Genomic DNA, 18,516 nt, shown 5'->3' on the forward strand with positions numbered 1-18,516 from the left:
TGTCGATCGTCTTCAAAAGTGCATTGATTTAATGGGGAACGGCTGATGTACAAGATTCATGGCGATTACAACTCCGGCAACTGTTACAAACTCAAGCTGATGCTCAGCTTGCTGGGCCAGCCTTATCAATGGGTGCCGGTGGATATTCTCAAGGGTGAGACACAGACCCCGGAGTTCCTGCACAAGAACCCCAACGGCAAGATTCCGGTACTGGAGTTCGAAGACGGCACCTGCCTGTGGGAGTCCAATGCGATTCTCAATTTTCTGGCCGATGGCAGCGCCTACCTGCCAAGCGATGCGCGTTTGCGCACCCAGGTGCTGCAATGGCAGTTTTTCGAGCAATACAGTCACGAGCCCAGTGTCGCGGTGGCGCGGTTTATCCAGTTTTATCTTGGCCTGCCTGCCGAGCGGGCTGAAGAGCATCGGCGCAAGCTCAAGGAAGGCTACCGTGCGCTCGCGGTGATGGAGCAGCAACTGCAACGTACGCCGTTTCTGGTGGCTGAGCAGTTCTCGATTGCCGATATCACCCTCTACGCTTACACCCATGTCGCGCACCAGGGTGGTTTTGATCTGACGCAGTATCCGGCCATTTCGAGCTGGCTGGAGCGGGTCCGGGCTCAGCCTGGTTATGTCGGAATGCTGGACTGATCCGACGCTGGATCGCCTTGCCCGAGCGAGTGAAACCTAGACGCACACGAATAGAAACTGCGTCGCCTTGCGTAAGATTTTTTACCTACTGATGAGGGGCTTTTCAGTAGGGCTTGCAGTGGCGCAGTTTCTGCAATACTCGCTCTCGCTCCGGAATCAATCGCAATGATTTTTCATGGCCCACTGCTGGCAAAGGTCGACAACACAATGGCTTTTTCCAGCAGGGGAGTAAGGGCTCATGCTCGACGTAATCCGGACCGCGGCGCTCATCGTTTTGCTGACGTTTGCCGTTCAGGCACGGGCCGACGACTGCGAAGACAACCAGGCGGCGATGAATCGCTGTGCGGCGGTTGAGCTGGCCAGGCTTGACCGGCAACTGAACGAGACGTTCAAGAACCAGCTGGCCTGGTTGCAGGATGCCCGGAAAAAACTCGAATTGCGCAGTGCACAGCGGCAGTGGATCGCCTTTCGTGATGCTGACTGTCTGTATCAGGTGGGTAAGCTGGCGGATGCCGGAACCCTTGGGCCGATGCTGCAAGCCCGTTGTCTGGCCGCGCATACCGAGGCAAGAGTCAGGCAGTTGCAGGCCTACACGGCCTGTCGCCAGCAGGGGTGCCCGCGTTGATTCAGTGCATTGAATGAAACACCGCGTCCGAACTGATGTGGTCGGTGACATTGAGCCCGGCAGCCAGCAAATGCGCTTTGAGGTTGGCTGAGTGACTGACCACTGCCCAGGGTTGCTCGCTTGGCAGGTTTGGCTCGTCCAGGCTGCTCAGGGCCTCTAGCAGTTGTTCTGGGGTAATGTGCCAGGCCAGTATGCCGTCGTTTTTCCATCCTGCCTTATGAATGCCCAGCGCTTCGCATAGACGCTTTTTGCGCTCAGCGTCCTGTCGATCCTGCTGGCGGGAGCGCTCGATCAGCTCGACCGCTTGAGGGTCGGTGTACTTGCCCTCGCGCCAGATGATGTCACCGGTGCCCCATGCTTCGGGCGGGCAGTCCTTGCCGACAGGCGAGGGCAGAATGGTCGGGTTGATCTCCAGCGGATAGATGCGGCACACCAATGGGCGCTGTTCATAAATGGTACACAGGTTGTCGGCGCCCAGATTGGGGCAGCCGGCAACGATATCGGCTACCAGCAGGGTGATGACCTCTGCGTCCTGATCTCCAAAGCTGGCCGCAAACGCGCGCAAGGTCTGGTGCTGGTACTCTCCTGGCCTTCCTGACCACAGCGAGTCGCTGATGGTTTCGGTCATGAGTACCACATTGTCGCCGCGCGCTGCCCAGGCCTGCGCCTCATCGACCGTCAGTGGCACGTATTTGCCACGGCAGCATTTGCCACAGGCCGTGCAGTTGTACCTCAAGCCATCATCTGACATCGCAATCGATCTTCTGCCGGAGCGGTCGCTTTGGCTTGGGCATTAGATGAACACGCCGCGACCCGCTGATTTATCGAGGCAGGCAGCTTATCCGGCGGATTTGTATCCGTACCGTTAACATTTGTATCAAAATGAATACAACCGCCCCCGTGCCGTTCAGGACGGCCAGGGGGCTGTATTCAAGGCAGGAGGATTTAGCGGTTCAGACTGCGCCGAAGCGCTGATTGAGATAGTCGATGATGACTTTGGATTCGTACATCCAGGTCACTTTCTCGCCTTCCTGAATGCGCAGGCAGGGCACTTTGATCCGGCCACCTTCGTTGAGCAAAGCCTGGCGAGCGGTCTGGTCGTTCTTTGCGTCATGCAGTGCCACTGGCACATTGAGACGGTGCAGGGTGCGGCGGGTTTTTACGCAGAACGGGCAGGCATGGAACTGATACAGGCTCAGCTCTCGGGCGGCCTGCTCGACACTGGCCTGGGCCTGCGGGCTGCGCTTCTTGCGGGCCGGGCGGGTGATGAAGTCGCCGAAGACGATAAGTTGGCCAAGACCAACCCGCAGGGCTTTGATGATCACAGGCATACCTCTGAGTGTGGCGGAGCGGGCAGGGCACCAGGTGCCCTGCAGGGTTGGGCTTACTTGATCAGGCTGAGAAACTCGCTGCGCGTGGCGGCGTTGTCGCGGAATTCACCGAGCATCACCGAGGTGATCATCGCCGAGTTCTGCTTCTCGACGCCGCGCATCATCATGCACATGTGCTTGGCTTCGATGACCACCGCAACGCCCAGGGCGCCGGTGACCTGCTGGATGGCTTCGGCAATCTGGCGGCTGAGGTTTTCCTGGATCTGCAGGCGGCGGGCATACATGTCGACAATGCGTGCGACCTTGGACAGGCCCAGTACCTTGCCGTTGGGGATATAGGCCACGTGAGCCTTGCCAATGAACGGCAGCAGGTGATGTTCGCACAGCGAATACAGCTCGATGTCCTTGACCATCACCATCTCGCTGGCATCGGAGCTGAACAGCGCATCGTTGGTGACTTCTTCGAGGGTCTGCTGATAGCCGCGGCACAGGTACTGCATGGCCTTGGCAGCGCGTTTTGGCGTATCGAGCAGGCCTTCGCGGGTGACGTCTTCACCCAGTTGACCCAAGATGTCGGTGTAATTCTGTTCCAGTGTCACGGGGCTGTGTTTCCGTATGGATAGCGATCAGGGCGCACATATTACCCGAGCCGGACGGTCAGGTGTATGGCCGCTGTGCAAATCGGTCAGGCACAATGTCCTCGTCTTACGTCCGTGTATCCGTTTGCTTACCATCGTGCGACTCGTTCGCTACCTACTTTTACCCCGCCATGCAGTCTCATGCGGCAGGTCATTCCTGACCCTGATTCGAGAGTATGAAACGCATGTTGAGTCGAGTAGTGAAAATTGCGATGGTCGTTGCCGTCTTGTCGGCCGTATCCGGTTGCTGGCCGTTCTGGGGACCGGGGCCGGGTGGGCACGGGGGTGGCGGTGGTGGTGGCCATCATCAGGGTGGGCCGGGCGGCCATGGCGGGCCGGGCGGCGGTGGGCCAGGTTTTGGCCCGCGCTGAGTCTGCCATGTGGGGGGCTGCGGCGCGACGTTACTCGTCGCGCCCTTCAAGCATGGTCCGCCGCAACATCACATAGACCGCGCCCGCTCCGCCATGCCGTGCCTGGCATGAGCAAAAGCCCAGCACCTGCGGGTGCTGACGCAGCCAGGTGTTGACGTGGCTTTTGATCATCGGCCGCTTGCCATCGAGGCGCACCGCCTTGCCGTGGGTGACACGCACGCAGCGGATTTCAAGCCTGGTGGCTTCGGCAAGAAACGCCCAGAGGGTTTCGCGAGCGACTTCCACGTTCATGCCATGCAGGTCCAGGCTGCCTTCGAAACTGATCTGGCCCAGTTTCAGCTTGCGCATCTGCCCTTCCTGAACCCCGTCACGGGCCCAGTGCAGAACGTCCTCCGGGCCTACATCAATAACGAACTGATCGGACAGGCCATCGACCTTGATCGACTCGTGGCTGGCGGTGGCCGACTCGCGCAAACGACTGAGCTGGCGGCGGTCAGCCTTTGCCTTGCCGGTGTCGGCATAAGCCTGCTCGATACGCTTGACGCCACGCATCTCGTTCTTGAACAGGGAAAAATCATCGTCTTGCATGCAGGGCCTCCCCTAAGCCATCCAGTTCAACGGGCCATGATGCGGGCTGTTTCATGGCAAACAGCCCGGGAAGCGTCAAATCAGGTCTTTGGTCAGTGCGAGGGTGGCGAAGTTGTCCGCCATGATCGCCATTTCGGTACGGTGCACGACGTGCGCGCTGACCACGCCGTCTGGGGTCGGCAGGTCGCGGGTGGCACAGGCATCGTCGACCAGCGTGCAGCGATAGCCGTAGTCCTTGGTGGCACGCACGGTTGTACTGATGCTCGAATGGCTCATGAAACCGCACACGATCAGGTCCAGGCGGCCCAGGCTTTGCAGCAGATCATGCAGGCCGGTGCCATTGAAGGCATTGGGCAGGCGTTTTTCGACGACGTGTTCACCGGGCAGCGGCAGCAGTTCCGGGACCAGTTGGCCACGCTCGCCTTGCGGGTCGAACAGACCGCCCACAGTACCCAGATGGCGGATGTGCACGATCGGGCATTTGGCGGCACGTGCCTTTTCTACCAGCAGGCCGATGTTGGTCAGTGCCTCATGGACGCCGCTCAGCGCCAGCGGACCGCTGAGGTACTCTTTCTGGGCATCGATGATAATCAGCGTGGCATTGCTCAGGCTGGCCTGGGCGTGAACCCGGCCGCTGAGTTGAAACATGGTCTTGGGAGAAGACATGGGGGCTCCTTCAAGTGGGGCTTGGGGACGCCTCTAAAAACTGCCCGCGTTGCCGGCCTTGCCAACACGTTTAGAGGTGCCCTTTTTGGCGCATTGTCCTCTCCCCGAGTCATTCTGTGAATCTTGACAATTGAGAACCGCGGTTTTAGCGGGCTGCAGGGCAGAAGATGGAGCAAAAGGTGATGGCTGTTTGCCTTGCTGGATGTTGCGCAATGGTAGACACTCCGTTGCTTTACGTCACTCGCGGGTTTGCGAGTCCTGCTAGAATCGCCCGCCGTTTTCCTCCAAGGAGCTTGCCCATGATCACTTCCCGTTTGCGCACCATACGCGATCATATCCGCTGGGCCGTCAGCCGCTTTCACGAGGAAGACGTATTTTTCGGGCACGGCACCGACAATGCCTGGGACGAAGCACGGCAACTGGTGCTTGGCGCCCTGAGCCTGCCTTGGGAAATTGCCGACAGCTATCTGGATTGCCGCCTGGAAATCGACGAGATTTCCGAACTGCAGCGGCTTATTCGCCGCCGTATCGATGAGCGCGTGCCAACCCCTTATCTGTTAGGCGAGGCGTGGTTCTGCGGCATGTCGTTCATTGTCGATGACCGTGTGTTGATCCCGCGTTCTCCAATTGCCGAACTCATTGAGGACGGTTTTCAACCCTGGCTGGCCCAGGAGCCAGCGCGGATTCTGGACCTGTGCACCGGCTCGGGCTGTATCGGTATTGCCTGTGCCGACGTGTTCCAGGATGCAGAGGTGGTGCTGGCCGACCTGTCCTATGCCGCGCTGGAAGTGGCTAATCAGAATATCGAGCGTCATGGTGTGGATTCGCGGGTCTACACCGTGCAGGGCGATGGCTTCGATGGCCTGCCAGGGCAGCGCTTCGACCTGATCGTGTCCAATCCGCCGTATGTCGATGCCGAGGATTTCGCTGACATGCCGGATGAGTTCCAGCATGAGCCTGAACTGGCCCTGGCCTGCGGCAGCGATGGCTTGAACCTGGTGCGCCGCATGCTCGCCGAGGCGGCTGACCATTTGACCGAGAAAGGCTTGCTGATCGTTGAGGTAGGCAACAGCCAGGTGCATGTCCAGGCGCTGTATCCAGAGGTCGATTTCGCCTGGCTGGACTTCAAACGCGGTGGTCACGGAGTGTTCATGCTCTCGGCCGAGCAGTGCCGCGAGCATCGCGCGCTGTTCGAGTCGCGTCTGTAAGACGCTACCGCCAAGGCCGGGCCAATTCCCGGCCTTGGCGGCTTAGCGATGCGTGGCGATCCAGATCAACAGCCCGGCCTGAAACACCGCAAAGGTCACCAGGCAGGCGATGGTAAAGCGCAAACCGGCATCATCGCGGCGGTACTTGTTGACCCGCTCTTCATGTTTGCGAATGGTCACATCCTGCTCTTGTAGCCGCTGCTCGGCTTTTTCAAGCATCTGCGCCGCATCGAGTATTTCAACGATCTGGACTTTTTCGTTGTTCCAGGTGCTGTGCAGGTTGCCGACCTGGACTTGCTTGATGCTGCCCTTCATGTGCTGCGCGTCAGCGTAGCCGACCTCGAAGCCCTGGGTGCGCAGGAAGTGGTCGCGGCGCATCCGGGTGTCTTCATTCAAGCCGTCTTTGCTGGCCAGGTCAAAGCTCTCGACCTTGTAGGTTGCCCAGCGTTTTTGCGCCCAATGGATCCCGGCTGCGATCAGAAAGCGACCCAGGCCGCGGTTCCAGGGCTCGATCTGCAGGCCCGAGTCCGGCCCGAAGCGCACCACATGCTCAAGGTGGTCGACCCAGATATCGAGGTGGTTTTGTTCGCGCCGCACCCGCTGCCCCGGCAACTGGATATTCAGGCGCAACAGGCTCAATTCTTTGCTGTGCCGCTCAGCCTGACCCATCTGGACGAAGCGCAGCGGGCGGCCGCCGGTCGCGCGATCGGTGGGCAAGGGCGCTAGGCGCAGCATCTGGAAATGCTCCGGAACGACATCGTCCCACGGTTTTGGCGGTGCGGCGTTTTCGCTTTCAGCGGTCTTTTCTACAGCGTCAATGGTATCGGTCATTCGTGGCGATCCTGTCCATGGCCTGTTGCGGCACACACTCTGCCAGTGCCTCGCTATCGGCTGGCAGCAGCAACACTTAAGCGCGCAGCCGTCAAGGCTGCAGATTTTCGATGAACTGCAGGATTTGCCTGGTCAGCTCGCTGGCCAGCGGCAAATCGGGGTTGCGATACGACTGCAGTTGTTGCTGCAGATCGTCAGGTACGATGCGCAGCACGTGGTTCATGCCGTCGATCAACACCAGTTGCGCATCCGGCTTGGCTTGCTGCAGGCGTTGCGCGTCTTCTACCCCGACCTGAATATCGTTGCGTCCTTGCACGATCAGTGCCGGCACCTTGATCCGGGCGAATGCCGCAGCCGGGTCCTGGCGTAACAGCGAGATCAGATACGGCTGGACGCTGGGCCGAAACACCACCATCAGTTCGGCCGGCACTTGCGTATCGGTGCGGCCGGCCTTGAGGCTGTCGAGTAACTGTTGGCTGCGCTGCGCCAGCTCCGGTGGCAGTCGATCATTGAGTTGCTCGCGCAGGACCTGATCCACCGGCCGGCCCGTGCCACCAATGGCAATCACCGCGCTGGCGCCGGCCGGTCCCGCGGCCAGCGAAGCCATGAGTGCGCCCTCGCTATGGCCGAGCAGTATCAGCGGGCCGAGCCGCGAATCGGCCTTGAGCAGGCGACTCCAGGCCACGACATCGGCGACGTAACGCTCAACGCTCAGATTGCGCTCATCAGGGGTCGCAGGCTTGCTGGCGGCCACACCGCGTTTATCGTAACGGACGCTGGCAATGTTGTGCCTGGCCAGGGTGATTGCCAGTTGCTTGAGGCTGTCGTTGCGCCCGCCTTCAGGGTTGTTGCCGTTACGATCGGTGGGGCCGGAGCCGGCAATCAACAGCACCACCGGCACCGGGCTGCTGGCGCGGGGCAGCAGCAGGGTGCCATACAGCGTGCCGTTGCCGGTCTGCACACTGATCGGGCGCTGCATAACACTGGGTGTCGCGGCTTGGGCTGCGGTGCTGAGCAGCGCCACAGCCAGCAATAGCCATGCTGACAGGGCTTGAATCGTGGTTCGTTTCGGGTGCATCACAAAGCCATCATCAGGAAGGTAACGCTTGGACGCATGCGTTCGGCGAAGGTTCTAGTGTGTATACTGCGCACCTGCTTAAATCGAACTGGTTTTTCTCGGAGCCCCCGCATGTCCGGCAACACTTTCGGCAAGCTTTTCACTGTAACCACTGCCGGCGAAAGCCATGGCCCGGCGCTGGTCGCTATCGTCGATGGCTGCCCGCCTGGCGTTGAGTTGTCGCTCGATGATCTGCAGCGCGACCTGGACCGGCGCAAGCCCGGCACCAGTCGGCACACCACCCAGCGCCAGGAAGACGACCAGGTCGAGATTCTCTCCGGCGTCTTCGAGGGTAAGACCACCGGTACCTCGATCGGTCTGCTGATTCGCAACACCGACCAGAAGTCCAAAGACTACTCGGCAATCAAGGACCTGTTCCGCCCGGCGCATGCTGACTACACCTATCACCACAAGTACGGGGTCCGCGATTACCGTGGCGGTGGCCGCAGCTCTGCGCGGGAAACCGCTATGCGCGTAGCGGCCGGTGCGATCGCCAAGAAGTACCTGGCCAGCCAGGGTATTACCGTACGCGGCTACATGAGCCAGTTGGGGCCGATCCCGATCGAGTTCAAAACCTGGGACAGCGTCGAGCAGAACGCCTTCTTCTCACCTGACCCGGACAAGGTTGCTGAGCTGGAAGCCTATATGGACCAGTTGCGCCGTGACCAGGACTCGGTCGGGGCGAAGATCACCGTGGTGGCCGAAGGTGTGATGCCGGGGCTTGGCGAGCCGATTTTCGACCGCCTGGACGCCGAACTGGCCCACGCGCTGATGAGCATCAACGCCGTCAAGGGCGTCGAAATCGGCGCCGGGTTCGCCTGTGTGGCTCAGCGTGGCAGCGAGCACCGCGACGAACTGACACCGGACGGATTCCTGTCCAACCAGGCGGGCGGCATTCTCGGCGGTATCTCTTCGGGCCAGCCCATCGTGGCTCATCTGGCGCTCAAACCGACCTCCAGTATCACCACGCCGGGCCGTTCCATTGACGTCGATGGCAATTCACTGGAGATGATCACCAAGGGCCGTCATGACCCCTGCGTCGGCATCCGTGCCACGCCGATTGCTGAAGCCATGATGGCCATCGTGCTGCTTGACCACCTGCTGCGCCATCGTGGGCAGAACGCCGATGTGCAAGTGACTACACCGGTGCTGGGCCAGCTGTGACGGAGCATGGCGGGCAGCTGCCTTATTGGCGGCTGTCCGGCTTTTACCTGTTCTATTTCGCCCTGCTGGGCTCTTCGGCGCCGTTTCTGGCCCTGTATTTCCATCATTTAGGCTTCTCCAGTGCGCGTATCGGTGAACTGGTCGCCATTCCGATGCTGATGCGTTGCATCGCGCCGAACCTGTGGGGTTGGCTGGGCGATTACAGTGGCCAGCGGCTGGCGATCGTGCGCTTCGGCGCGGTCTGCACGCTGCTGGCGTTCGCCTTGATTGTGTTTGATAAAAGCTATGCGTGGCTGGCGATGGTCATGGCTGTGCATGCCTTTTTCTGGCACGCGGTATTGCCCCAGTTCGAAGTCATTACCCTGGCGCATTTGCACGACCAGCCCGGCCGCTACAGTCAGGTGCGGGTCTGGGGCTCGGTCGGCTTCCTGCTGGCAGTGGTGGCGGTGGGCTTTTTACTCGAACACTTCAGCCTTGACCTGTATCCGTACCTGTTGCTGGTGATCCTGGCCGGTATTGTCCTGGCCAGTTGGCAGGTTCCCAACGCCCGGCCTGTCGATGAACAGAGCAAGGTCGATGGCGACGGTTTTTTTCGTCAGTTGACCCGCCCGGGCGTCATTGCGTTTTACCTCAGTGTCGCCTTGATGCAGTTCAGCCATGGTCCATACTACACCTTTTTGACCCTGCACCTTGAGTACCTGGGCTATGGCCGCGGTGCAATCGGTTTGCTCTGGTCACTGGGGGTGGTGGCTGAAGTGCTGATTTTCATGGTCATGAGCCGTATCCTGCAGCGTTTTTCCGTGCGCCAGGTGCTGGTGGTCAGTTTCCTGCTGGCCGCACTGCGCTGGATGATCCTCGGCCAATGGGCCGAACTGCCAGTCGTGCTGCTGTTTGCCCAACTGCTGCATGCCGCCACTTTCGGTAGTTTTCATGCCGCTGCCATTGATTTCGTACGCCGCAGTTTTGCCGGACGCCAGCAAGGCCAGGGTCAGGCGCTGTACGCCGCGCTGTCCGGAACCGGTGGGGCGCTGGGCGCACTGTATGCCGGCTATAGCTGGAACAGCCTGGGGCCGGCCTGGACGTTCGCGATCGCCAGTCTGGCGGCGCTGCTGGCAAGCGCATTGATACTGTCTGGCAGGCGAGGGCGGGCGGTATGAGCCTTGCCGATCGGTTCTGCCGTTGTTTTTCGCAGGCGTCGTTGTGGCGCTGCATTTTCCGTTCAGGAGTTGCCTGATGAGCAGTCTGTTCGTCTATCACGTTTCCAGCCCCGAAGTCCCTTTGAAAGTGCTCAACCACCTGGAGGACATTGCACCGACGCTGGCCGAACAGGGCATCACCTTCGAGCGCTGGCCGGTCTCGGCTGCGGTGGCGGCGGGCAGTTCCAGCGAACAGGTGCTTGCCAGTTGCCAGGCGTCGCTTGAGCAACTTGCCCGGCAGCGCCAGGTCAGCGTGCAACAGGTCATCAGCCTTGACCGGCCTGCCGAGCAGGGCGCTGAACTGCTGAGTGAGGAGCATCATCATGCGGGCGATGAAGTGCGCTGGTTTGTGGCCGGTCGCGGACTGCTTTATCTGCGCAAGGAAGAGTACGTCTACGCCGTGCTGTGTGAAAAGCACGACCTGATCAGCCTGCCCGCCGGGACGGCGCAGTGGTTCGATGTCGGTGAGCATCCTTATCTGGTGGCCATTCGTCTGTCGGCCAGCGCAGATGGGCTGCGCGCGGTTGCCAGCGGTGACGGGCTGGCCAGTCGCTTTCCACGCCTGGATGATTGATTGCACCGCGGCCTCACTGGCGCGCTATTGATGCTCATTGTCTGTGTTGAGTGTCAGGTATATCCGTTCGGAAAGTAGGACGTTTTTCGTATAAAAGTCAGTAAATCCTGTTTGTTTTGCCTTAGGGTTTTAAACGGATTTATTCGTGTAAGTTGGTTCTGGATCACTCATCACCACGCGGGCTGCGGCGACTTTAGCCATGGCTGCGACCGGCAAGGGCCAGGACAATCAAGACGACAATGGACTTACTGATACGACAGATGGTCAGCAGCATTTCCGAACGCGATGGTCTGTTGGCCATCGAAAACGCACTGCAGTGGCTCAGGCAAGAGTGCCGTTGCGAGCGGGCCATGTTCTACCAGTTCAAGGGCTCGCTGCTGCTGACGTTCGCGGCGTCCAATCTGGCGCCGGCCGAAGCCGACTTTTTCCGTGGCGAACGCCAGCTTGCAGAAGATCCGGTCATTCGTTGCTATCGCAACCAGTTGGGTTTTCTCGACTGGCGCGATGCGCTGCGCCAGTACCCGGCGTCTGTCGAGTACCTGCAGATGCTCCAGCGTTCGGGGTTGTTGCCGGCGCAGTCTTACGGGTATACCAGCCAGTGCAGTGCAACCTCCGGGGTGATTTCGGTCTGTACCCTGGGCGCTATGCAACGCAGCCTTAACAGTGACGACAAGTACCTGCTGAGCAGCCTGGTGCCGGTGCTGCACATGGTCGGGCGCGGAACCCGGATGCGTGGCCATAGTCTGACCGAGCGTGAGCTGGAAATTCTGCGCTGGGCACGAGAGGGCCGCACGACCGCAGAAATCGCCCTGATCCGCGAGGTCTCCGAGTCGACGGTGAAATATCACCTCAAGACCATCTACGGCAAGCTGGGAGTGGCCAACAGAGCGCAAGCGGTCGGCGAGGCGCTGTGCCGCGGCCTGATCTAGTTTTTGCCATGCAAAAAAAACCGCGGCGTTGAGGCCGCGGTACAAGCGAGGGTGTGGAAACGCAAAGCGAACAGCGCTGCACTCAGGCAGCAGAATCCAATCAACGGCTGTGGTAGGTCGGCAGGTCGAAACGATGCTGGCTTTGCAGCATGGAGATGGCTGGCAACTCACTGGCCTGGGCGGCCAGGTCACGACGGATGGCGCTGATTACCCATTCCAGATGGACCGGGGTATGAAGCTGAGCATAGGACACACAACGGCGGGTCACTTTGCCTTCTTGATCGCGCAGGGTCAGCAGTACACCGCCATCAGGACGAGCCTGGGTGCTGACGTTGTAGTCGGAGAATACAGAAGCGAATTTTTCCTGGATGAAAGTCATGTCTGGCGGCTCCGTTGATCAGTATTAACAAACTTGATCAATGGATTGCAGTGTCTGTGCCAGTATTGAATTTAAATAAAATGCTTATAAATCAATAACTTATATTTTTCTGATTTTTCACTCTTCGTGCAAATTGCATGAATGGCCATCCTGGGCACTGCATTTTGCCAGTCGTAGTACCTTTGCAAGCGCGAATGGTTCCCTGAACAACGTGTTTTCTATCAGCGCCATAGAAGACACTGCTTTGACCCCAGGCGAACCCCCGGACAGACTGGCGGTCATTGTTTGCACAGTGTGTAAAGCCTGATTCTGCCAAGGAGTGATTCATGACCAATGCCCACCGCAACCCGCCGCAGTTGATGACCGACGATGAGGCTGCCGAGTTTGCCGAGCAGGTGTTCGATGTTGCTCGCCAAGGCAATGCCTACATGCTTGAGCGTCTGCTGGAAAAAGGCCTGCCGGTCAATCTGCGTAATCACAAAGGCGACACTTTGCTGATGTTGGCCTGTTACCACGGCCACCTGGCTGCCGTGCAGGTGCTGCTCAGGTTCAAGGCCGATCCGGAAATTCGTAATGACAACGGCCAGAGCCCGATTGCCGGGGCCGCCTTCAAGGGCGATCTGGCGGTTGTTCAGGCGCTGGTCGAGGCGGGGGCGCAAGTTGAAGGTGCCTCGGCCGACGGGCGTACCGCGTTGATGATGGCAGCGATGTTCAACCGCACCGCGATGGTTGATTACCTGATCGCCAACGGCGCTGACCCACAAGCCCGCGATGCCCACGGTGTCACCCCGCTGGGGGCGGCCCAGGCCATGGGTGCGACAGACACCGCCGAGCAATTGGCTCGTATCTGAGCGCATTTGATAGAGGCGTGCCGGATTTCCCGCTATCCTGCGCGCCTCTTACGCTTGCCCAAGGATCTGCGCCAATGAACGCTGCACTCGTCGAACTCATCAGTAAAATCAGCTCCGGCTGCATGGGCGAGCAGGACATCCAGCGCATCGCCGATGAAGCGGCCCAGGCTTACGCCGATGCCGATGGCTTTCTGGCCGCCAATCCCGACATCAATTATGACGATACCTTTCCAATTGCGCTGGGAGAGTGGGTGGTGGTGGGCAGCCTGCCCGATACCGTGCTGTTCCAGGCCGACAACTACATGGACCTGTTCAGCCAGATCACTGCGTCCTTTGGTCCGGGCGTCGCGTTCAATATCAAGCCTAAACAACTGGCCAAAACCGAGCCACTGACGGCACTCAACCGCATTCAGGTGCAGTTGAGCAGCATGAACAAAGAGGCGGGTGGCTATGTATTGATGGACTTCAGCCAGCCACTGGACGATGAATTGCAGGCAGTGCTGGTGTATGGCTGCGACGAGCAGCGGGTGCTGGAACTGGCCGCCGAGGTGGGTATTCATGCCGCGCCCGCTCTGAAGGCGCTGCGCGGCGAGGCCTGATTCAGCCCAGTGCGGTATCGAGGAACATCATCACCGCAAAGCCGCCCATCAGGCCCAGGGTGGCAGAGGTCTGGTGGCCGTTGCGATGGGTTTCCGGAATCACTTCATGGGACACCACGAACAGCATCGCGCCAGCGGCCAGACCCAGGCTCAGCGGGTAGGCGATGGCGAAGCCGCTGGAGATGCCCAGGCCGACCACTGCCCCCAGTGGTTCCATCAGCCCGGAGCCTATCGCCACCAACATCGCCTTCAGCGCAGAAAGCCCGGTTGAGCGCAGCGCCAGGGCCACGGCCAGCCCTTCCGGGATGTCCTGAATGGCAATGGCGCTGGTCAGCGGCAAGCCGACATTCATGTCGCCGCCGGCAAAGCTCACGCCAATGGCCATGCCTTCGGGCAGGTTGTGCAGGGTAATTGCCAGAACGAACAGCCAGACCCGGTTGATGCGTTCCGCAGCCGGGCCTTGCCGGCCCACGCTCTCGTGCTCGTGCGGGGTAAACTTGTCCAGGCCCAGCATAAGCAGCACCCCGAGCCCCAGCCCGCAGACGACCGTGGTCGCTGCCAGAGGCCCGCTACCGGTGATTTCCCGGGCCGCTGCAAGGCCTGGCAGGATCAGCGAAAAAGAGCTGGCCGCCAGCATCATCCCGGCGGCAAAGCCGAGCATGATGTCCTGGGTGCGCTGGCTGATGTCGCGCAGTAACACCGCCGCGATAGCGCCTAATGCCGTGGCTGCGAAGCCGGCGCTGCCGCCGAGCAGGGCGTGCTCAAGGTTAATCTTGTTGGCGCCCTGAAAGGCGTTGTAAAGACTGGCGATGCCCAGGCCCAGAATCATCAGCAGGGCCAGGAAAAACCCCAGGCTCAGCAGCGGCGAAGACTGGAACTGAGCGGTCCAGGTCGAACGTAACGAGCGCAATGGCGCAGGTGTAGGCATGAAAACGGCACCTTAATAGGGAAGCAACGGCGGCTATCTGGATGTCCGAGCCTGCAGGTGGCAGGTTGGTTCAATGCAAACTTTTTCTCGCGCAGCGGTTTGCTGGCGTACAACCTGTACCAATAAATGCTTTGGAGCAATATCGGTGGGATCGACTTTCAACAGCCTGATCGGCTTGATTATTCTGGCCCTGGATATCTGGGCCATTCTGCAAGTACTTAAAAGTGGCAGCGAGGCGGGTATCAAGGTGTTGTGGGTCCTGCTCATCGCACTGCTGCCAGTGCTGGGGTTGATCATCTGGGCCCTTGCCGGGCCGCGCGGCGACCTGCGTGTCTGAGCGATTATCAGGCCTGGCGCGGCTGGGTGTGGGCGGTCTGATCCGGCAGACAGCCTGTTTATCTTCACATTGTTCGTAACTGACTGTAAGCCCACACAATTTTCACATTGCGTGGCTCATGATGCGCGGCGATCATTGACCGCCGTCGCAGTGCGTCGGCAGCACACCATGGATGGGGCGGTGCGCACTTCAGCCTGATCGGCATTGCACCCCTCTGTGGTCTGTAACAATTCCAACCCTGAATCCTTCGGATCTCCCTCTATGGCCAAATCGGACGCCCAGAGTCGGCATGCCTTGTCCCGGCTGCCTGACCCAACGCTGAAACATCATCTGCTTTATACACTGCTTAGCGGGCTGACCCTGATGGTCATGTACACGCTGCTGCGCATTGCACTGCTGGTGTATAACCGCGAGATGATCGGCGATACGCCGATATCGACCTTCGTCGAGGCGTTGATCAATGGCATGCGCTTTGACTTGCGTCTGACCATCTACTTGCTGATTCCGCTGTTCTTCTCGGTGTTCAGCGTGCGGGCGATGCGTGCCCGGGGCTTTTTCCGTTTCTGGCTGACCCTGGTCGGCAGTATCACGCTGTTCCTGGGCCTGATGGAAATGGACTTCTATCGCGAGTTCCACCAGCGCCTCAATGGTCTGGTGTTCCAGTACGTCAAAGAAGATCCGAAAACTGTACTCAGCATGCTCTGGTACGGCTTCCCTGTGGTTCGCTACCTGTTGGCCTGGGCGCTGGTCACCTGGCTGTTGAGCCTGGTATTCAAAGGTTTCGATCGTCTGGCCCGGCCTGCGCAGGGCGTGACTGCCAGCCGCGGTTTTTCTGGTGCCGTCGCCCCTTGGTACATGCGCGCCAGCGTGTTCGTGGTCATCCTGCTGGTGGCTGTGGTCGCCGCCCGTGGCACCTTGCGTCAAGGCCCGCCACTGCGCTGGGGCGATGCCTACACAACCGATTCGAACTTCGCCAACCAGTTGGGCCTCAATGGCACCCTGACCCTGATTGCAGCAGGCAAGAGCCGGTTCTCGGAGGACCGTGACAATATCTGGAAAGCCACCCTGCCACAGGATCAGGCCCAACAGACCGTGCGTGACATGCTGTTGACTGCCAACGACCAGTTGGTCGAGCCGGATATCGCTGCCGTGCGCCGTGACTTCAACCCGCCGGCGCAGAACACGCTGCCAATTCGCAACGTGGTGGTCATCCTGCTGGAGAGCTTCGCCGGTCACTCGGTGGGTGCCCTGGGCAGCCAGGCGAACATTACGCCGTACTTCGACAAGCTGGCCGAAGAGGGTCTGCTGTTCGATCACTTCTTCTCCAACGGCACGCATACCCATCAGGGCATGTTCGCGACCATGGCCTGTTTCCCGAACCTGCCGGGCTTCGAATACCTGATGCAAGAACCTGAAGGCAGCCACAAGTTGTCCGGCCTGCCGCAGTTGCTCAGTACCGGTCGCGATTACGACGACGTCTACGTCTATAACGGCGATTTCGCCTGGGACAACCAGTCGGGCTTTTTCAGCAATCAGGGCATGACCAACTTTGTCGGTCGCAATGACTTCGTCAACCCGGTGTTCTCCGATCCGACCTGGGGTGTGTCCGACCAGGACATGTTCGACCGTGGTGCTGAAGAGCTCAAAGCCCGTCAGGGCCAGGGCAAGCCGTTCTATGCCTTGCTGCAGAGTCTGTCCAACCATACGCCGTATGCCTTGCCCAAGGATTTGCCGGTCGAGCGGGTTACCGGCTATGGCTCGATGGACGAGCATCTGACGGCGATGCGTTACTCTGACTGGGCGCTGGGGCAGTTCTTCGAGAAGGCCAAGAAAGAGCCTTACTACAACGAGACCCTGTTCGTGGTGCTGGGCGACCATGGCTTTGGCAACAACCGCCAACTGACCGAAATGGACCTGGGCCGCTTCAACGTGCCGTTGTTGTTGATCGCACCGGGTATTCAGGACAAGTTCGGCAAGCGCAGCAGCATCGTCGGCACTCAAGTGGACGTGGTGCCGACCATCATGGGCCGTCTGGGTGGCAAGACCCGTCATCAATGCTGGGGGCGTGACCTGCTGAACCTGCCCGAGGGTGATCAGGGCTTTGGCGTGATCAAGCCGTCTGGCAGTGAGCAGGTGGTGGCCATTCTCAGTGGCAATCACATCCTGATCGAGCCGGTAGACATGCCTGCCAAGGTTCTCAAGTACACCTTGGGCACTACACCGTCGGCCGAAGTGATCGAAAATGCGGCTCAGACTGAAGAACTCAAGCAAAAACTTGAAAGCTTCCTGCAAACCGCGACCAAGAGCCTGCTGGACAACACCGCAGGCGTAGAGGCCAGCAAGAACTGAGCAGCATGAAAAAGGCCCCCTCCGGGGCCTTTTTTCTGCCGGTGTAAAAACCGCCGACATGCAGATTCCCGTTTGCTTGGGCGTCACCCAAGTGTCTGCCCGACCTTGCCGCCGTCTGGTAAAAAACACCCTGTATCAGGCTGAACAAACCGCCTCACGGACCGGTCAAGATCACGTAAGCCGATTGTCCGGCTGTTGCGGAGGTACTGATGAAACTGTGGGCCGTTTCGTATCTGGATAAGGATGGCGTGCAACAACGCCTGGAGATTGATTCGCAGCAGTGCCCTACACATGAGGAGGCTGCCCGTCTGCTGCGCCCGAAACTGTTCCCGGTGGCCGGTGAACTCGATCTCAATGATCTGGAGGGGCGAGCGTCAGAGCCGACGGTGAAGACGCTCAGAGAGCAGAACAGCGTGCAGATCCTTTCGATTACAGAGCTTTCCTGAGCGACCATGCTCTGCCAACCGCTTGGCAGGTGCTCAGGCTAAGGCTACTCTGCAAACGGGGCCGCCAGAGGGCGTACGTAAAGTCGCTGAACAGCCACTTGAGTGCATCGTCTGACGGACTCTTCCCGGCGGGTGTCCGGCCCTTTGCAGGCCGACTTCACCCAGCTCCATGCTTGATCGCCAGGCTGGCGGCACGGCCGCACAGCCAGCGTTGAAACTCTATCTATCGTTGCATAGGAGGATGTTTCATGAGCACAGCCCACCCTGAAGACATCAGCACTCACGTGCTGCGTTGCATGAAAGAGGGCGGTTTTGATTTTGCCCGGATTCATCCCATTGAGTTCTACGCCATCTTTCCCGACGAAAAACGCGCTCGCCAGGCCGCGCAAAAATTTCGCGGCGAATCGCTGAACGCTCAGGTCAACGAGCGCGATGACGGTGCTTGGCATTTACAGGTCAGCAAAATGATGTACGCCACTTACCACGGGATCGGGGACTTTGAGCAAGACCTGCAGTCTGCGATTTCCCCGCTTGACGGGGAGGTTGAAGGCTGGGGAGTCAAACATGAACTCAGACGCTTGAACTGAACCGCAGATTCACCCTTGACGGCCCGGCGGGAACATTGCTCCCGCCGGGCCGTTTGCGTTGTAGAGAGCGGGATTGATGTGCAACAGGCAGGCAAAAAAAAGCCACTGAAAACAGTGGCCATAACGGGAATCGGGTTGACGGATGAGTGGTAGA

22 protein-coding genes are annotated in these 18,516 nt (G+C 59.6%); 13 read left to right on the forward strand and 9 right to left on the reverse strand.

Translation table 11 applies throughout. From position 1 onward, the window contains the following. Positions 1-45 precede the first annotated feature (45 nt). Together NJC38_RS00370 and NJC38_RS00375 are read left to right on the forward strand one after the other, a co-directional pair. Positions 46-648 carry a glutathione S-transferase family protein gene (locus tag NJC38_RS00370; RefSeq protein ID WP_253110244.1) on the forward strand — a complete coding sequence of 201 codons (603 nt, stop codon included), beginning with the start codon at positions 46-48 and terminating at the stop codon, positions 646-648. Between the two features lie 238 nt (positions 649-886). Then, on the forward strand, positions 887-1,273 hold the full coding sequence (locus NJC38_RS00375) for a lysozyme inhibitor LprI family protein (protein WP_253110247.1): 387 nt from the start codon (positions 887-889) through the stop codon (positions 1,271-1,273). Between the two features lies 1 nt (position 1,274). Here the strand turns inward: NJC38_RS00375 and NJC38_RS00380 are convergent, their stop codons facing one another. The 5 genes from NJC38_RS00380 to NJC38_RS00400 form a co-directional block, all read right to left on the reverse strand. After that, a complete protein-coding gene (locus NJC38_RS00380; protein WP_253110250.1) occupies positions 1,275-2,024 on the reverse strand; it encodes a YkgJ family cysteine cluster protein in 750 nt (249 codons plus the stop codon). Positions 2,025-2,226: 202 nt separating this feature from the next. Then, the gene (locus tag NJC38_RS00385) at positions 2,227-2,598 is read right to left on the reverse strand and encodes a glutathione S-transferase N-terminal domain-containing protein (RefSeq protein WP_045494558.1); all 372 of its coding nucleotides are present in this window, start codon (positions 2,596-2,598) and stop codon (positions 2,227-2,229) included. A 59-nt stretch (positions 2,599-2,657) separates the two neighbouring features. Then, positions 2,658-3,203 carry a GTP cyclohydrolase I FolE gene (folE, locus tag NJC38_RS00390; RefSeq protein ID WP_045489902.1) on the reverse strand — a complete coding sequence of 182 codons (546 nt, stop codon included), beginning with the start codon at positions 3,201-3,203 and terminating at the stop codon, positions 2,658-2,660. A 440-nt stretch (positions 3,204-3,643) separates the two neighbouring features. Next, complete coding sequence (locus tag NJC38_RS00395) at positions 3,644-4,201, reverse strand: Smr/MutS family protein (RefSeq protein WP_045489904.1); 558 nt, start codon at positions 4,199-4,201, stop codon at positions 3,644-3,646. Positions 4,202-4,276: 75 nt separating this feature from the next. Beyond that, complete coding sequence (locus NJC38_RS00400) at positions 4,277-4,867, reverse strand: cysteine hydrolase family protein (protein WP_045489906.1); 591 nt, start codon at positions 4,865-4,867, stop codon at positions 4,277-4,279. A 299-nt stretch (positions 4,868-5,166) separates the two neighbouring features. On the opposite strand from NJC38_RS00400, the gene prmB reads away from it, so the two are divergent. After that, the gene (gene prmB, locus NJC38_RS00405; protein WP_045489908.1) at positions 5,167-6,075 is read left to right on the forward strand and encodes a 50S ribosomal protein L3 N(5)-glutamine methyltransferase; all 909 of its coding nucleotides are present in this window, start codon (positions 5,167-5,169) and stop codon (positions 6,073-6,075) included. A gap of 42 nt (positions 6,076-6,117) precedes the next feature. Here the strand turns inward: prmB and NJC38_RS00410 are convergent, their stop codons facing one another. Then, positions 6,118-6,906 carry a hypothetical protein gene (locus tag NJC38_RS00410; RefSeq protein ID WP_253110253.1) on the reverse strand — a complete coding sequence of 263 codons (789 nt, stop codon included), beginning with the start codon at positions 6,904-6,906 and terminating at the stop codon, positions 6,118-6,120. A gap of 91 nt (positions 6,907-6,997) precedes the next feature. Further along, positions 6,998-7,984, reverse strand: coding sequence for an alpha/beta fold hydrolase (locus NJC38_RS00415; protein ID WP_253110256.1), 987 nt, complete (start codon positions 7,982-7,984; stop codon positions 6,998-7,000). A gap of 111 nt (positions 7,985-8,095) precedes the next feature. On the opposite strand from NJC38_RS00415, the gene aroC reads away from it, so the two are divergent. The 4 genes from aroC to NJC38_RS00435 all read left to right on the forward strand — a co-directional run bounded on the left by aroC (position 8,096) and on the right by NJC38_RS00435 (position 11,886). Beyond that, positions 8,096-9,187 carry a chorismate synthase gene (gene aroC, locus NJC38_RS00420; RefSeq protein ID WP_045489914.1) on the forward strand — a complete coding sequence of 364 codons (1,092 nt, stop codon included), beginning with the start codon at positions 8,096-8,098 and terminating at the stop codon, positions 9,185-9,187. After that, positions 9,184-10,344 (forward strand): MFS transporter, encoded by a 1,161-nt coding sequence (locus tag NJC38_RS00425; protein WP_045489916.1) that lies wholly within the window; start codon positions 9,184-9,186, stop codon positions 10,342-10,344. Before aroC ends, NJC38_RS00425 begins: the two co-directional genes overlap by 4 nt. 76 nt (positions 10,345-10,420) lie before the next feature. Beyond that, complete coding sequence (locus NJC38_RS00430; protein WP_253110259.1) at positions 10,421-10,957, forward strand: acireductone dioxygenase; 537 nt, start codon at positions 10,421-10,423, stop codon at positions 10,955-10,957. 239 nt (positions 10,958-11,196) lie between these two features. Continuing rightward, complete coding sequence (locus NJC38_RS00435; RefSeq protein ID WP_253110262.1) at positions 11,197-11,886, forward strand: LuxR family transcriptional regulator; 690 nt, start codon at positions 11,197-11,199, stop codon at positions 11,884-11,886. A gap of 100 nt (positions 11,887-11,986) precedes the next feature. Here NJC38_RS00435 and NJC38_RS00440 read toward each other — a convergent pair whose 3' ends face one another. Continuing rightward, positions 11,987-12,265: a DUF3509 domain-containing protein gene (locus tag NJC38_RS00440; protein WP_253110265.1), complete on the reverse strand. Its 279-nt coding sequence runs from the start codon at positions 12,263-12,265 to the stop codon at positions 11,987-11,989. Between the two features lie 326 nt (positions 12,266-12,591). On the opposite strand from NJC38_RS00440, the gene NJC38_RS00445 reads away from it, so the two are divergent. Together NJC38_RS00445 and NJC38_RS00450 are read left to right on the forward strand one after the other, a co-directional pair. After that, positions 12,592-13,116 (forward strand): ankyrin repeat domain-containing protein, encoded by a 525-nt coding sequence (locus tag NJC38_RS00445; protein WP_253110268.1) that lies wholly within the window; start codon positions 12,592-12,594, stop codon positions 13,114-13,116. A 74-nt stretch (positions 13,117-13,190) separates the two neighbouring features. Further along, the gene (locus NJC38_RS00450; RefSeq protein ID WP_253110271.1) at positions 13,191-13,715 is read left to right on the forward strand and encodes a hypothetical protein; all 525 of its coding nucleotides are present in this window, start codon (positions 13,191-13,193) and stop codon (positions 13,713-13,715) included. Position 13,716: 1 nt separating this feature from the next. Here the strand turns inward: NJC38_RS00450 and NJC38_RS00455 are convergent, their stop codons facing one another. Beyond that, on the reverse strand, positions 13,717-14,643 hold the full coding sequence (locus NJC38_RS00455; protein ID WP_253110273.1) for a ZIP family metal transporter: 927 nt from the start codon (positions 14,641-14,643) through the stop codon (positions 13,717-13,719). 145 nt (positions 14,644-14,788) lie between these two features. Between NJC38_RS00455 and NJC38_RS00460 the strand changes: the two genes are divergently transcribed. From NJC38_RS00460 to NJC38_RS00475, 4 genes are all read left to right on the forward strand, one after another. Then, positions 14,789-14,980, forward strand: coding sequence for a PLD nuclease N-terminal domain-containing protein (locus tag NJC38_RS00460; protein ID WP_253110277.1), 192 nt, complete (start codon positions 14,789-14,791; stop codon positions 14,978-14,980). Positions 14,981-15,241: 261 nt separating this feature from the next. Then, on the forward strand, positions 15,242-17,329 hold the full coding sequence (locus NJC38_RS00465) for an LTA synthase family protein (protein WP_045489930.1): 2,088 nt from the start codon (positions 15,242-15,244) through the stop codon (positions 17,327-17,329). Between the two features lie 209 nt (positions 17,330-17,538). Further along, positions 17,539-17,775, forward strand: a complete 237-nt coding sequence (locus NJC38_RS00470) for a hypothetical protein (RefSeq protein ID WP_045489932.1) — start codon at positions 17,539-17,541, stop codon at positions 17,773-17,775. Between the two features lie 248 nt (positions 17,776-18,023). Next, entirely contained in the window at positions 18,024-18,362 is a 339-nt protein-coding gene (locus NJC38_RS00475; RefSeq protein ID WP_045489934.1) for a ribonuclease E inhibitor RraB, read from the forward strand. The last annotated feature ends 154 nt before the right edge of the window (positions 18,363-18,516 follow it).

The organism is Pseudomonas sp. 21LCFQ010, assembly GCF_024129905.1.
GTDB lineage: Bacteria > Pseudomonadota > Gammaproteobacteria > Pseudomonadales > Pseudomonadaceae > Aquipseudomonas.